General features: G+C 36.2%; 11 protein-coding genes. 7 read left to right on the top strand and 4 right to left on the bottom strand.

Going from position 1 to position 14888, the window contains the following annotated elements; translation table 11 throughout:
* Positions 1-111 precede the first annotated feature (111 nt).
* The 7 genes from ACFS3A_RS16735 to fucP all read left to right on the top strand — a co-directional run bounded on the left by ACFS3A_RS16735 (position 112) and on the right by fucP (position 7875).
* A complete protein-coding gene (locus tag ACFS3A_RS16735) occupies positions 112-1260 on the top strand; it encodes an ABC transporter substrate-binding protein (RefSeq protein ID WP_379826705.1) in 1149 nt (382 codons plus the stop codon).
* Positions 1257-2408, top strand: coding sequence for a CaiB/BaiF CoA transferase family protein (locus tag ACFS3A_RS16730; protein ID WP_379826704.1), 1152 nt, complete (start codon positions 1257-1259; stop codon positions 2406-2408). Before ACFS3A_RS16735 ends, ACFS3A_RS16730 begins: the two co-directional genes overlap by 4 nt.
* Positions 2405-3544: a CaiB/BaiF CoA transferase family protein gene (locus tag ACFS3A_RS16725; RefSeq protein WP_379826703.1), complete on the top strand. Its 1140-nt coding sequence runs from the start codon at positions 2405-2407 to the stop codon at positions 3542-3544. Before ACFS3A_RS16730 ends, ACFS3A_RS16725 begins: the two co-directional genes overlap by 4 nt.
* Positions 3544-4800, top strand: a complete 1257-nt coding sequence (locus tag ACFS3A_RS16720; protein WP_379826702.1) for an extracellular solute-binding protein — start codon at positions 3544-3546, stop codon at positions 4798-4800. The genes ACFS3A_RS16725 and ACFS3A_RS16720 overlap by 1 nt, the downstream gene beginning before the upstream one ends.
* A 33-nt stretch (positions 4801-4833) precedes the next feature.
* Complete coding sequence (locus tag ACFS3A_RS16715; protein WP_379826701.1) at positions 4834-5907, top strand: Gfo/Idh/MocA family protein; 1074 nt, start codon at positions 4834-4836, stop codon at positions 5905-5907.
* Positions 5908-6016: 109 nt separating this feature from the next.
* The gene (locus tag ACFS3A_RS16710) at positions 6017-6457 is read left to right on the top strand and encodes a MaoC/PaaZ C-terminal domain-containing protein (RefSeq protein WP_379826699.1); all 441 of its coding nucleotides are present in this window, start codon (positions 6017-6019) and stop codon (positions 6455-6457) included.
* Positions 6458-6570: 113 nt separating this feature from the next.
* Positions 6571-7875: an L-fucose:H+ symporter permease gene (gene fucP, locus ACFS3A_RS16705; protein ID WP_379826698.1), complete on the top strand. Its 1305-nt coding sequence runs from the start codon at positions 6571-6573 to the stop codon at positions 7873-7875.
* A 404-nt stretch (positions 7876-8279) separates the two neighbouring features.
* On the opposite strand, the gene ACFS3A_RS16700 is transcribed toward fucP, so the two are convergent.
* The 4 genes from ACFS3A_RS16700 to ACFS3A_RS16685 form a co-directional block, all read right to left on the bottom strand.
* Entirely contained in the window at positions 8280-8780 is a 501-nt protein-coding gene (locus tag ACFS3A_RS16700) for a hypothetical protein (protein WP_379826697.1), read from the bottom strand.
* Between the two features lie 349 nt (positions 8781-9129).
* On the bottom strand, positions 9130-10536 hold the full coding sequence (locus ACFS3A_RS16695) for an efflux transporter outer membrane subunit (RefSeq protein ID WP_379826696.1): 1407 nt from the start codon (positions 10534-10536) through the stop codon (positions 9130-9132).
* Between the two features lie 18 nt (positions 10537-10554).
* Complete coding sequence (locus ACFS3A_RS16690; protein ID WP_379826695.1) at positions 10555-13725, bottom strand: efflux RND transporter permease subunit; 3171 nt, start codon at positions 13723-13725, stop codon at positions 10555-10557.
* A gap of 5 nt (positions 13726-13730) precedes the next feature.
* Complete coding sequence (locus tag ACFS3A_RS16685) at positions 13731-14885, bottom strand: efflux RND transporter periplasmic adaptor subunit (RefSeq protein WP_379826694.1); 1155 nt, start codon at positions 14883-14885, stop codon at positions 13731-13733.
* Positions 14886-14888: the final 3 nt, after the last annotated feature.

The following is a 14888-nucleotide window of genomic DNA, read 5'->3' as shown; positions in this document are numbered from 1 at the left end:
CTTAAAAAGAAAGGATTTCTTGTGCATTTAAATCTTATTTCTACTTTTGTAATTGTAAATTTTACATTTATTATTTCAATCGATTTCACTACAAAAAATTCCTATATACAAATGATAAAATTAAAGGGCATAACTTGGAACCATACAAGAGGTTTGCTTCCAATGGTTGCTACATCGCAGCGTTTTACAGAATTACATCCTGATGTTGAAATTTCTTGGGAGAAAAGAAGTTTACAAGAATTTGCAGATGCTTCTATCGAAGACTTGGCCAAAAGGTTCGATTTATTGGTAATCGATCATCCTTGGACAGGTTTTGGAGCGCAAACCAAAGCGATTCTTCCGTTATCTGATTACTTATCAAACGAATATATTAAAGATCAAGAAAGTAATACTGTTGGAAAATCTTACGGAAGTTATGTTTTTCATGATAAATTATGGGCGTTGCCAATTGATGCAGCAACTCCGGTTGCCTCTGCCCGCTTGGATATTTTAGAAAAAAACAATTTAGAGGTTCCAAAAACTTATGATGACTTATTGGCTCTAGCGAAAAAGGGTTTAGTCGCTTTTGCCGGAATTCCGGTAGATGTTTTAATGAGTTTTTATATGTTTTGCTGCAGTTTGGGTGAAGCTCCTTTTCTTTCTGAAGAAAAAGTGATTTCTGAAACTACAGGAATCAAAGCGCTTCAAATGTTTAGAGAACTGGCGCAGTTGATTGATCCCGCAAACTTTAATCGTAATCCAATTCAGGTTTATGAAGCGATGGTTAATTCAGACGAAATTGCCTACTGCCCTTTTGCTTATGGTTATTCTAATTATTCTCGCATTGGCTACAGCCAAAACCTTTTACATTTTTATGATTTAGTAAAATTGAATGATAATCCGATGATTTCTTCTTTGGGCGGAACTGGATTAGCGGTTTCTTCATTCAGCGAACATATTGAAACAGCCATAAAATATGCTGAATTTACGTGTTCATCACAAGTGCAGCAGAATATTTATACCGATAATGGCGGTCAACCAGGACATTTGCAAGCTTGGAAAAGTGAGCGAATTAATAGCGTGACGCACGATTATTTCAAAAATACACTTCCTGCTTTAGAACGCGCTTTCCTTCGTCCAAGATATTATGGACATATGTATTTCCAGGATCATGCTGGAGATGTAGTTCGCAATTATTTGATGAACGGTGGAGACGAATTAAAAGTGTTGGAAGAAATGAATTCGCTTTACAAGGAATCTTTAAAAATCCAGACCGTATGAGACCTTTAGAAGGATTAATTGTTCTGGAATTCTGCCAGTTTTTAGCAGGACCTTCGGCAGGATTAAAACTAGCTGATTTGGGCGCGCGCGTTATCAAAATTGAACGTCCTGTAAAAGGTGAAGCCTGCAGACAATTGAGTATTAAAGATTTGTTTGTGGATGACAGTAGTTTGCTTTTTCATACCATTAACAGAAATAAAGAATCTTTTGCAGCCGATTTGAAAAATCCTGACGATTTAGTTTTAATTAAAAAACTAATCGAAAAGTCTGATATTATGACGCATAATTTCAGACCTGGAGTAATGGAAAAAATCGGTTTAGATTTTGAAAATGCTTTGGCTATTAATCCACAGATTATTTACGGAACTATTACAGGTTACGGAAATGAGGGTCCGTGGGCTAAGAAACCGGGACAAGATTTATTATTGCAATCACTATCTGGTTTAAGCTGGCTGAGCGGACGCAAAAGTCAAGGTCCAGTTCCTTTTGGTTTGGCTGTAGCCGATTTAATGTGCGGGAATCATTTTGTACAAGGAATTTTGGCAGCACTTTTAAAAAGAGCTAAAACCAAACAAGGAGTTTTGGTAGAAGTGAGTCTGTTGGAATCTATTTTGGATGTACAATTTGAAGCCATAACTTCTTTCTTAAACGATGGAGGCCAACAACCGGAAAGAGGTGATATTAAAGGAAGTGCACATGCTTTTTTAAGCGCTCCTTATGGCGTTTACCCAACTCAGGACGGTTATTTATCGCTGGCAATGGGCGATTTGATTTTTATTGGAAAAACTTTAGGATTGGACTTAAACGCTTTCGCGGATAAACATCTTTGGTTTGAAAAAAGAGATGAAATCAGAACGATTTTGAGTGAAAGAATTAAAACCCAAACATCTGATTATTGGATTGAAATATTGCAGAAAGAAGGTATTTGGTGCGGAAAAGTTTTCAATTACGAAGAACTGGACAATCAGCCTTTTGTAAATGAATTACAGCTGAAACAAACCGTAAAAAATACGGAAGGCGAAACTTTAGTTACAACGAGAAGTCCAATTCAATTGGACGGCGAAATTCTATTAAGTGAGAAAGCTGCGCCAAAAGTAGGACAAGACAATTTAAGCATACACGAACAATTTTTAAACAACTTGAAATGAAACCATTAGAAGATTATTTAATTGTAGATTTCAGTCAGTTTCTTTCGGGTCCATCGGCGAGTTTGCGTTTGGCCGATTTGGGCGCGCGCGTAATAAAAATTGAAAAACCGGGAACGGGAGATATCTGCCGTACTTTATATACTTCTGATTTGATTATGAACGGCGAATCGTCTGTTTTTCATACCATCAACAGAAACAAAGAATCTTTTGCAATTGATTTTAAACAGCCAGAAGAACTTCAAAAATTAAAAAAATTATTAGCCAAAGCAGATGTTGTGATGCATAATTTCAGACCTGGAGTTATGGAACGCATTGGTTTGAGTTATGAAGAAGTTAAAAACATTAATCCGAATGTGATTTATGGGTCAATTTCAGGTTTTGGAGAACATCCAGATTTGAAAGATTTACCAGGACAAGATTTGCTTTTACAATCATTAACCGCTTTAACTTGGTTGAGTGGCAATCAAGAAGATGGTCCAGTTCCAATGGGATTATCGATTGTTGATATGCTTGCTGGTGCACATTTGGCTCAGGGAATTTTAGCCGCTTTATATCGAAAAGCAACGCATAACATTGGCGCACAAATTCAAGTCAGTATGTTGGAATCGGCATTTGATTTTCAATTTGAAACGATTACGACATATTTTAATGACGGAGGAGAATTACCAGTTCGAACTAAAACCAATAACGCACACGCTTATTTGGGCGCTCCATACGGAATTTACAAAACCAAAAACGGCTATTTAGCATTGGCAATGGGATCGATTCCTGTTTTGGCTTCTTTGCTACAATGTGATGCTTTATTGGCTTTCCCAGAAAATAAATTTACACTTAGAGACGAAATCAAAAATATTCTTGCCGATCATCTGCAAACGCAGGAAACACAGTTTTGGTTGGACATTTTAGAACCTGCAGACATTTGGTGCGCTGGAGTTTTAAACTATCAGCAGTTATTTGCTGAAGATGGATTTAAGGTTTTGAATTTTACCCAGCAAGTTGAAATGCTTGACGGTTATACCTATAAAACAACACGCTGTCCGATAAAAATTGACGGCGAATATCTGACTTCAGAAAAAGGTTCGCCGAAACTAGGTCAGGATAACGAAAAAATTATTAAAGAATTTATTGACTGTTAATGGAAAAAATTAGAATCGCCGTTCGTAAATTCGATCCTTTCGAAAGTACACTTCGAAAATTATGGGATGCATTTTCACTTCAAAATAATATAAAAATTGAAGCTAAAATGGTTGCCTTAGAACTTCATGATTTGTATGAAACCACGATTTCAGATAAAGGTTTAAAAGAAGGAAAATGGGACATCGCCCATATTAACACCGATTGGATTTATGACGCTGCAAACGAAAATGCGGTTCTTAATTTATTTCCATTAATTGGAGAAAATCCGCCAGAAAATTATCCTTTTGGATGGCATAAATCACTTTTGCATTTGCAGAAACTAAGTAACGGCATTTTCGGACTTCCATTTCACGATGGTCCAGAATGTCTGATTTACCGAAAAGATTTATTCGAAAACGAAACAGAGAAAGAGAATTTTAAAAAACAGTTTGGTTACGAACTTGCTACTCCAAAAACCTGGCAGGAATTCGCAGAAATAGCCACATTTTTTAATCGTCCCGAACAAAATTTATACGGTGCTGTTTTTGCCAATTATCCAGACGGACATAATATGGTTTTTGACTTCTGTCTGCAGTTATGGACACGCGGCGGTTCTTTATTAAACAAAAAAAATCAGATTGACATTCATAATGAAGCAGCGGTAAAAGCATTGGATTTTTATCGGAAAATGGTCAATAACAAAAATGCAGTTCATCCAAAATCTAGAGAATTTGGTTCAGTTGAAGCAGGTTTGGCTTTCGCCGAAGGACAAGCCGCAATGGCCATAAACTGGTTCGGATTTGCTTCTATGGCAGAAGTAATTGAAGAATCGAAAGTGAAGGGGAAAATTGATATCACTTCCCTCCCATCCGATCCTGGTCATAAAACAGCTTCTTTGAATGTATATTGGTTGTATACTATTGGCTCAGGAAGCAAACATCAAAAACTGGCGTATGATTTTTTACGATTTGCCACTACTCCTGAAAGCGATAAATTATTAACAATCGAAGGCGGCATCGGATGCAGAAAATCGACTTGGAAAGATGCAGAAATTAATAGTTTAATTCCGTTTTATCATAAACTGGAAATGCTTCATGAAAATGCATTAACACTGCCTCAAACCCCAATCTGGCCAAAAGTAGCCGAATTAATTGACGGAGCAGTTTTAAAAGCGATTGAAACTGATATTTCATCAGGTATAATTTTAGAGGAAACTCAGAAAAAAATTAAAGAATTAAGTCAAGGAACAACATTACACAGCTCTGTCAAAAATTAAACTTGGCAGACTTAATTTCAAAATATAGAACAAATGAATATTCCCTATAAACCTTTACTTCCCCAAACAGAACAGCCCATTGTAATTATTGGAGCGAGCGGTATTGTAAAAGATGCCCATCTTCCTGCTTACGAAATGGCTGGTTTTAAAGTTTTTGGTATTACCAACAGAACGATTTCGAAAGCATATGATTTACAGAAACAATTCAAAATCGATCATGTTTTTGAAAGTGTTGCTCATGCGGTTAAAAATGCGCCTTCAAACGCTGTTTATGATATTACCGTTTTACCTGATCAATACATCGAAATTTTAGAACAATTGCCAGACGGAGCTGCAGTTTTGATTCAGAAACCAATGGGAAATGATTTGGCTCAGGCTCGTGAAATTGTAGAAGTCTGCGAAAGAAAAAATTTGGTTGCTGCAATCAACTTTCAATTGCGTTTTGCTTCTTTTGTAAGTGCAGCCAGATATTTAATCGATCAGGGCATTATCGGCGAATTATACGATTTAGAATTTAAAGTTACCGTAAATACGCCTTGGGAATTATTTCCTTTAATTAAAGAACATCCGAGATTGGAGATTCTTTTTCACAGTGTGCATTACATTGACTGCATTCGATCTTTTCTGGGAAATCCGAAAAGTGTATTGGCAAAAACGGCTAAACATCCGCTTAAGAAACTATCTTCAAGCCGATCTACCATTATCTTAGATTATGGCGAAGATAAACATGTTGTGATCAATACGAATCATGATCATCATTTTGGTCCAAAGCATGAAGAAAGCTACATCAAATGGGAAGGAACAAAAGGCGCTGTTAAAGCAAAAATGGGTCTGTTAATGAATTATCCTGACGGTCTTCCTGACGTTTTTGAGTACGCGCTGCCAAAAAAAGATAATGAAAATGAATACGAATGGACAGAAGTAAAACTGGAAGGCTCGTGGTTTCCTGAAGCTTTTATTGGCGCAATGTCTAATCTAATGCGTTACAAAGAGGGTTCTGACTCAGTTTTATCTGCCAGCGTTCAGGATGTTTTAGGAACAATGAAAGTTGTAGAAGCTTGTTACGCGAGCAGTAAAAACGGTGGAATTTCTTTTGATGAAGTGTAATTAAAACACTATATTTCAAAACCAAAAAAAAACAAATTTCAGTCCGTCTCAAAATAAATATCTTTTGACATTTATTTGAAAGAGCCAGACCGATAAAAATATCTAGAATATGTATTTTAAATCGACTTTTTTCGAAGATTATCAAATCGACGACAAACGAGTAACTTTAGGCAGAACAATCACAGAAACTGACTTCGTAGTTCACGCCGGACACACTGGAGATTTCTTCCCGCACCACATGGACGAAGAATGGTGTAAAACACAACCTTTCGGACAAAGAATCGCCCACGGAACTATGGTTTTTGCAATCGGAATCGGATTAACGGCTTCAGAAATAAATCCAGAGGCTTTTTCTAGAGGTTACGATAAAATGCGTTTTGTAAAACCAGTTCATATCGGTGACACCATTCATTCTGAAATCACTATTTCTGAAAAAGGCGAAGCCAAAAATCCAGAAATGGGAACTGTAACAGAACACGTAGAAATCATTAACCAATGCGGTGAAGTCGTTTTGGTATGTGATCATTTACTTTTAGTAAAGAAAAAATAATTTTCTTCTAGGGACAAAGGTTCAGAGGTGCAAAGGAACAGAGGTTTCTTCACTTTGAACCTTTGTCGCTTTGAACCTTTGAACCTAAAAAATAACAAAAAACTATCTAAACAATGCAAATTACAAACCAAGCTGGCGATCAACACGAAGTGCCGACAGAAGGCGGAAAAGGAAATCAATATCTTTTGCCTTTTATTCTTGTTACCTGCCTATTTTTTCTTTGGGGAATGGCCCACAACTTAGATTCTGTTTTGATTCCGCACTTGAAAAAAGCATGTGAATTAAACAATCGTCAATCTACTTTAATTGATACTTCTGTATTCTTTGCTTATTTTATTATGGCGATTCCTGCGGGAATGCTGATTAAAAGGTTTGGTTATAAAAACAGTATCATAACGGGATTATTAGTTTTTGCTGTGGGAGCATTTTTGTTCGTTCCAGCGGCTAATACCAGAACTTACGAATTGTTTTTATTTGCACTTTTTGTTATCGGGTGTGGTTTAACTATTTTAGAAACAAGCGCAAACCCTTATGCTGCAATATTAGGACCTGCTGAATCTTCTTCTAAAAGATTGAATTTAGCAGCTTCTTTCAACGGATTAGCCGCAATGGTTGCTCCAATTGTAGGTTCGTTATTTATTCTTTCAGGAACCAATCATACACCAGAACAAATGGCCGCAATGCCAGAGGCAGAAAAAGCGGCTTATTTACTAGGCGAAGCAGCTTCTGTAAAAATGCCATATATCGTATTAGGAAGTATTTTAGTTTTAGTTGCTATTATTTTCTATTTCGTACAATTGCCTTCAATGAAAGCGACTCATGCTGAAGCTGAAATTAAACCAGGATTTTTCTCTGTTTTAAAATTCAGACATTTAAGTTGGGGAGTTATAGCTCAATTTTTCTATGTTGGAGCACAGGTTTGTATTACAAGTTTCTTTATCCGTATTGCACAGCAAGGCGCTGGATTAGATGAAAAAACGGCTGGTTATTACTTAGGAATCTATGGTTTCCTTTTTATGGCGGGACGTTTTATTGGAACATTCTTTTTACGTTTTGTAAAAGATTATGTTTTATTGTCAATCTACTGCGTAATGAGCGCTATTCTTTGTCTGGTTGCCATATATGGTTCTGGAATTGTAGTGATTTATGCTCTTGGAGGAATCGGATTCTTTATGTCAATTATGTTCCCAACGATTTTCTCTTTGGGAATTAAAGGCTTAAAATCGAATACTGAAACGGGTTCTTCCTGGTTAGTAATGTCAATTGTTGGAGGCGCGATTATTCCTTACGGAATGGGAACTTTAATCGATATGAATCACGATGATATTCAGTCAGGATATATTATTCCTTTAGTTTGCTTTTTGATTATTCTTTCTTTTGGTGCTTTTGGTCATAAAGTAAAAACGGTTTCTGAATAGTTTTTTTTGCCACAGATTATTTGGATTAAAAAGGATTTTTTTTAGCCACACCCGAACAATAGCGAACTGGCGAAGCAAATTTCACGAATTATCACAAATTTATTTTTATTAAAAAATATTTAAATATCAATTGCCTCCAGCTAAAGCTGGAGGTTTTTTGTTTAGTGTAAATAAAATAACACATCTAAATAAAGCTCTGAAGGAGCGAAATATTTGTAGCAAATAAAATATACATCCATCTAAAGAAAGCTCCAGAGGAGCGACACAATATCATTGCAATACGTCCCCGTGGTTGAAACCACGGGCTATATCGAAATACATGATGCTAAAATAATGGTATTTTTTTTTTATAAAATCAAAAACGCCTCCAATGTGGAGGCGTCTTCATTTAGCCAGTTTAAGGATTAACGGCGATTACCGTTTGAATGATCGTGGTTTTTGTCTGACTGTTTTTTGGAGTTATTATTGTTTTTATGATTCCCATTGTTATCAGATTTTTTTTGACCTTTTCCATTGTTATTTTTCACTGGTTTTTCTCCTCTGTTTTTTTGAGGTTTTCCAACATAACCTTTTGGATAAACTTTTCTGTGATTTGTATGATAATTATAAGGTGCATCACCTCTATAATCAGTCAAAACCACTTTATAACCTGAATACAAATCATAATTTCTATATCTTGAAGGAAGTCTTTTTTCACGCATCCATTTTCCTCCGTTGTCGTAGATAAATACGCTTTGATTTACATCATAATATACATCGATATCTGGCAGGTAATAATATCTGCTGTCATCGTAACCTTGCGGTCCCCAGTTTGGAGGTGTTCCAATATTTACATTGATTGACACTTGAGCCTGGGCGAAAAAAACACTCATAAAGAGTACTGAGGCGAATACTAATTTTTTCATGATCTTTAGTTTTAAATATTAATTTTAGTAGATATGAATCTAAAGTAATGCCAATATTTAACGCAGTCGCATTCATTATACGGAACAGCCAAACTAATCGACGAATACTACTTTTTAGCCGACATAGATTTCAAAAAAAAACGCCTCATTTCTGAGGCGTTTATAGTCATGTTTTTATTAAATTAAGCGATCATTAAATGATCTTGATCGTGGTGGAACTTAAAGTCTGTTTTAATTATTTTTAACCGATTCAAAGTTAAATCCAATTCTACAATAATTAATTATTAATTAGACGAAAGGTGAAATATTTCCGACAAACGGTTATTATTCTAACAGATAAAACATTTTTTTACTTCCATCCTCCGCCTAAAGCTCTGTATAAATTTACAACAGCCTGTAACTTTTGCAAATTATCATTGATACCACTTAACTGCGCAGCCAAAAGATTTTGCTCAGAAGTTAATACATCTGTATAATTTGTAGCTGAACTGTATTCTAAAAGCTGTTGTGTAAAATCAACCGCTTTTTCTAAAGCTTCAATTTGTTTTTGTCTCGAATCTTCTTTCTCAACAGCCATTTCATAAGAATATAAAGCATTTGAAACTTCCTGTCCCGCCACTAAAAGGCTTTGCTGAAAATTATTATAAGCTTGTAATTGTTGCGACTGAGCCGTTGTTAATCTCATTTTATTCAATCCCTGATTAAAAATTGGCTGGGTTAAACCTCCAATAATAGAATAAAAAATAGAGTGACTAAAAAAGTCTTTCAATTCTAAATTCGAAAATCCGGTGCTTGCTGTAAGTGTCAGACTTGGATAAAAATAAGTTTTAGCCAAATTTACAGATTCAAAAGCTACTCTGAAATTGAATTCCGCTTGACGAACATCCGGACGATTCTGTAATAGTTGAGCAGGCATACCAAGAGCAATAATTTCAGGAATAATTTGTGTTCCTAATTCCCCTCTGTCAATTGGTCCGGGTGCTTGTCCTAATAAAATATTCAAAGCATTTTCTGTTTCACGAATATTTTGTTTTAAATCCGGAATCAAAACTTCTGCAGCATGCTGGTTTGCTTCACTTTGAACAACCGCAGCTCCTGTAACAATTGCACCTTCTTTTAAAGCTTTAATTGTTTCCACATTTTTGATACGGCTTTCTAATGTTTCCTGTGTAATCTTAAGCGATTTATCATAAGCCAAAAGCATAAAATAATTATTGGCAATATCTGATATCAACTGTGTCTGAACAGCCTGTTTGGCAGCATCAGTTGCTAAATAAGTAGCTAAAGCGGCTCTTTTAGAACTGCTTAATTTTCCCCAGATATCAAGTTCCCATGAAGTGCTTGCCCCTAATTTATAGGTTGTCGTCAGAGTATTGATATTGATTCCCGCCGGAAAGTTAAGTCCTGCTTGTGATTGTTTATTATGAGTGGCACTTGCGTCTAATTGCAATGTTGGATAGTAAGCCAGTTTGCTCTGACGTAGTGAAGCACGAGCCTGCACAATATTCTCAATGGCATTCTTCAAATTAAGATTCTGATCTAAACCTTTTTGAATTAATGCATTCAGTTTTTCATCTTTAAAAACACTCTGCCAAGGCATATCAGCAATTGTTGTCGAATCTGTTGAAGATTGGTCACGATACAACTGATCTGTTTTTAAGGTTGTGGGACGTTCGTATTTCTTGGTAACGGAGCACGCACTCAAAAGTGCGGCCGTCATTACCATAAGAATATATTTATTTGAACTATTAGTCATTTCTTTCTTGATTAAATTTTACTCTTTGTGAGCTTCTATTAAATGAATTTCGTCTTCATCATCATCTTCATCATCATAACCGTCTTTTGCAGGACCGCTAATCTTTTCCTGTAGATTTTGGAAAATGATAAACAGAACCGGAATTACGAAAACTCCTAAAATTGTTCCGATTAACATACCTCCAACAGCTCCGGTACCAATCGATTTGTTACCAACAGCACCTGCTCCGGAAGCAAACATCAATGGAACTAATCCTAAAATAAAGGCAAATGAAGTCATCAAAATCGGACGTAAACGTGCTACAGCTCCTTCAATTGCCGATTGTACAACCGGTAGTCCTTTACGTCTTCTGTCCAAAGCAAATTCGACAATCAAAATACCGTTCTTTGCCAAAAGTCCGATCAGCATGATTAAGGAAATCTGCAAATAGATATTACTATTCAATTTGAAAATAATCGAGAACAAATAAGCTCCTGCCAATCCAAATGGAATTGATAGTAATACCGCGAATGGCAAAATATAACTTTCGTATTGTGCACTTAACAAGAAATAAACGAACACCAAACATAAAATAAAGATGAAAATCGTTTCTCCGCCCGAAGCTAATTCCTCGCGCGTTAATCCCGAAAATTCATAACCATAACCTGCCGGAAGGTTTTCTGCTGCCACTTCCTGAATCGCTTTAATAGCATCTCCGGAACTGTAACCCGGTTTTGGTGCTCCCGTGATCGAAATTGACGTAAATAAGTTAAATCTAGAAATAGATTCCGGACCAAAAACCCTTGTCATTTTTACAAACTCTGTAATTGGTGCCATATTTCCTGCACTATTACGTACAAATATCTTATTCAATCCTTGTGTGTTTGTTCTAAACTCTGGAGAAGCCTGAATCATTACACGATATTGTTTTCCAAATTTGTTGAAATTAGAAGCATACAATCCGCCATAATATCCTTGCATAGTGGATAGAATTGTATTGATAGAAACTCCGGCATCTTTCGCTTTAGCTAAATTTATATCCATCATATACTGCGGGAATCCAGGATTAAATGGAGTTGTCGCATATTGTATTTCAGGACGTTCAGATAATTTAGCTAAGAATTCGTTATTTACTTTATAAAATTCAGAAGTTGTATGTCCTCCTTTATCCTGTAATTGGAATTCGAATCCACCACTTTGACCAAAACCCTGAATAGTTGGCGGAGAAATAAAGAAAATACTAGCCTCACGAATTCCGCTTGTTTTAGCAAAAAGCTGTCCAATTACATCATCAACACTAAGATCACGCTGATCCCAAGGATATAATTTCACAATAACCATACTGTAGGCACTACCCGCACCCGCCGTAAAGTTCTGTCCAACGATACGAAGTGTATTTTTTACTCCCGGAATAGTCTTCGCAATACTATCTACTTTTTTAGCCATTATATCAGAACGTTCCATAGAAGCTGATGGTGGTAAACTAATATTAGCAAAAACAGTTCCCTGATCTTCTGAAGGAACGAAAGCAGACGGCGTAGTTTTCATCATATAAACTAAGGCTGCTCCCGCAATCACAATTGCAGCTAATGCAATCCATTTTTTTACAGAAAGAAAACTTACTGATCGTTTATATCTTGCTGTAACATTATCAAATGCAACGTTAAACGAAGTATAAAAACGCTGTAAATAACTTTTATGTTTATGATCCTCTGCATGTGGTTTTAACAAAAGTGCACACAAAGCAGGGCTCAGTGTCAAGGCGTTTACTGCAGAAAGAATAATCGCAACAGCTAGTGTAATACCAAACTGCTTATAGAAAACCCCTGTTGAACCAGTAATAAATGTTACCGGAATAAATACCGCCGCCATTACCAGTGTAATCGAAATAATCGCGCCTGAAATTTCATCCATTGCATGAATGGTAGCTTTTTTAGCCGATTTATATCCATGATCTAATTTGGCGTGAACTGCCTCGACGACCACAATCGCATCATCGACCACAATACCAATGGCGAGTACCATTGCAAAAAGCGTTAATAAGTTGATCGTAAATCCGAATAAATTCAGGAAGAAAAACGTACCCACAATCGCAACCGGAACCGCAATTGCCGGAATTAAAGTCGATCTGAAATCCTGAAGGAAAATAAATACAACGATGAAAACCAATATAAAGGCTTCAATCAAAGTATGAATTACTTTTTCAATAGAAGCATCCAAATTTTCGTTGACATCCACCATAATAGTGTATTTCATTCCTTTTGGAAAACTTTTTGCTGCTTCTTCGATCAGTTTTTTAGAATTGATAATTACATCACGTGCATTAGATCCTGGAGTCTGGCTGATTGCCATTGCTGCAGATTCTACACCATTAGTTTTAATTGTTGAAGAATAACTTAATGAACCTAATTCTACTTTAGCCACATCTTTAAGTCGCAGCATCTGTCCATTTCCAACAGATTTTATAACAATGTCTTCAAATTCCTGAGCACTTGTTAAACGTCCTTTATATTTAATTACATATTGAAATGCCTGATTTCCATTTTCACCAAATTTACCTGGTGCCGCTTCGATATTCTGTTCGGCCAAAGCAGCTGAAATATCGCTTGGAATCAGTTTGTATTGCTGCATTACATCCGGTTTTAGCCAGATTCTCATAGAGTAATCTTTTGCACCAAAAACGGTTACATCTCCTACTCCAACTACACGCTGAATCTGAGGTACAAGGTTGATTTTCGCATAATTCTGAAGAAACGTCTGATCATAAGCTTTATCATCACTATATAAAGAGAAAATCAATAAGTTACTACTCTGACTTTTGGTTACAGTAACCCCGGCCTGAGTTACCTCAACAGGAAGTAAACTTGTCGCTCTGGAAACCCTGTTCTGCACGTTTACCGCTGCTAAATCAGGATTGGTTCCTACTTTAAAGAAAACTTTTATAGAAGCATTTCCATCATTTGTTGCTGTAGAAGTCATGTACGTCATGTTTTCTACACCATTAATCTGCTCTTCCAACGGAATTACGATACTTTTAAGTACCACATCCGCGTTGGCTCCGGTATAACTTGCCGCCACATTTACCGTTGGTGGTGCAATATCCGGATATTGGGAAATCGGTAACTCTATTAGGCCTAAAACACCTAAAATAACGATAATAACAGATATTACCGTCGAGAGTACGGGTCTTTGTATAAATTTTTTAAACATTTGATTTATTTTAAGTCAGCGTAAACTGTTTCTGGACTTTGTTTTTGCGCTTTAATTTCAGTTCCTTCTTTTAAAGAAGCTACTCCTTCTAAAACTATTTCGTCTCCTGCCTGCAAACCGCTTGTTACCACGTAATAGTTTCCTGCTGTATTTTCAAGTACTGAAATATTGGCATTTCTTGTTTTACCGTCTTTTCCTAGAACTACTGCAAACATTTTATCCTGAAGTTCGAATGTTGCACTCTGAGGAATAATGATTCCGTCTTTTACTTCTTTTGGAATACGAACTGTAGTGCTGCTTCCGCTTCTGATAATTCCTTTTGGATTTGGGAAACGAGCTCTCACATTTACGGTACCTGTTTCAGTATTGATTAATCCGTTTACAGTTTCGATATTTCCTTTTTGATCATAAGCTGAACCATCTGAAAGCAGTAATGAAACTGCCGGCATACTTTTTAATTTTTGGTTTAATGAAGCTCCTGCATCTTTCGTAAAATTCAATAATGTTTTTTCATTCATCGCAAAATAAGCATACACATTACCAATACTTGAAACTGTAGTTAAAGGTTCTGTAGTATTAGAACTTACCAAACTTCCTAAACGAAACGGAATTGAACCTACAACTCCATTTACAGGACTTGTAACGGTAGTATATCCTAAATTAACTTTCGCATTTACTAAAGCTGCATTAGCCTGAGCTAAAGCTGCCAAAGCAGACTCATAAGTATATTGTGCAGATTCTAAATCATACTTACTGATAATTCCTTTTTCTACTAAAGGTTTTACTTTATTTACAGCCAATTTAGCCGAACTTAAATCTGCCTGAGCACTTTTAATACTTGCTGTAGCAGTTCTTACTTGCTGTTCATATTCCGGAGCGCTAATTTTGAATAAAGGCTGACCGGCTTTTACAACTGCTCCTTCATCTACAAAAATTTTATCAATATACCCTTCAACTCTTGGGCGAATTTCTATATTTTGCTGTCCTTGAATACTAGCAGGAAAATCGCTGTTTAATGTAGCAGATTCCTGTTGTAATGTCACAGTCTTATACTCTTTTATCTGCGGTGCTCCGCCAGCCTGAGCCGACTTGTCATTTTTACCACAAGATGCGATAATAAATGCTGCTGCGAGAATACTTAAAAATGATTGCTTATTCATTGT

It is taken from the genome of Flavobacterium notoginsengisoli, assembly GCF_042686225.1.
Classification (GTDB): domain Bacteria; phylum Bacteroidota; class Bacteroidia; order Flavobacteriales; family Flavobacteriaceae; genus Flavobacterium; species Flavobacterium notoginsengisoli.
The sequence above is the reverse complement of the archived record's forward strand: the minus strand, read 5'-3'. Positions and strand labels throughout refer to the sequence as shown.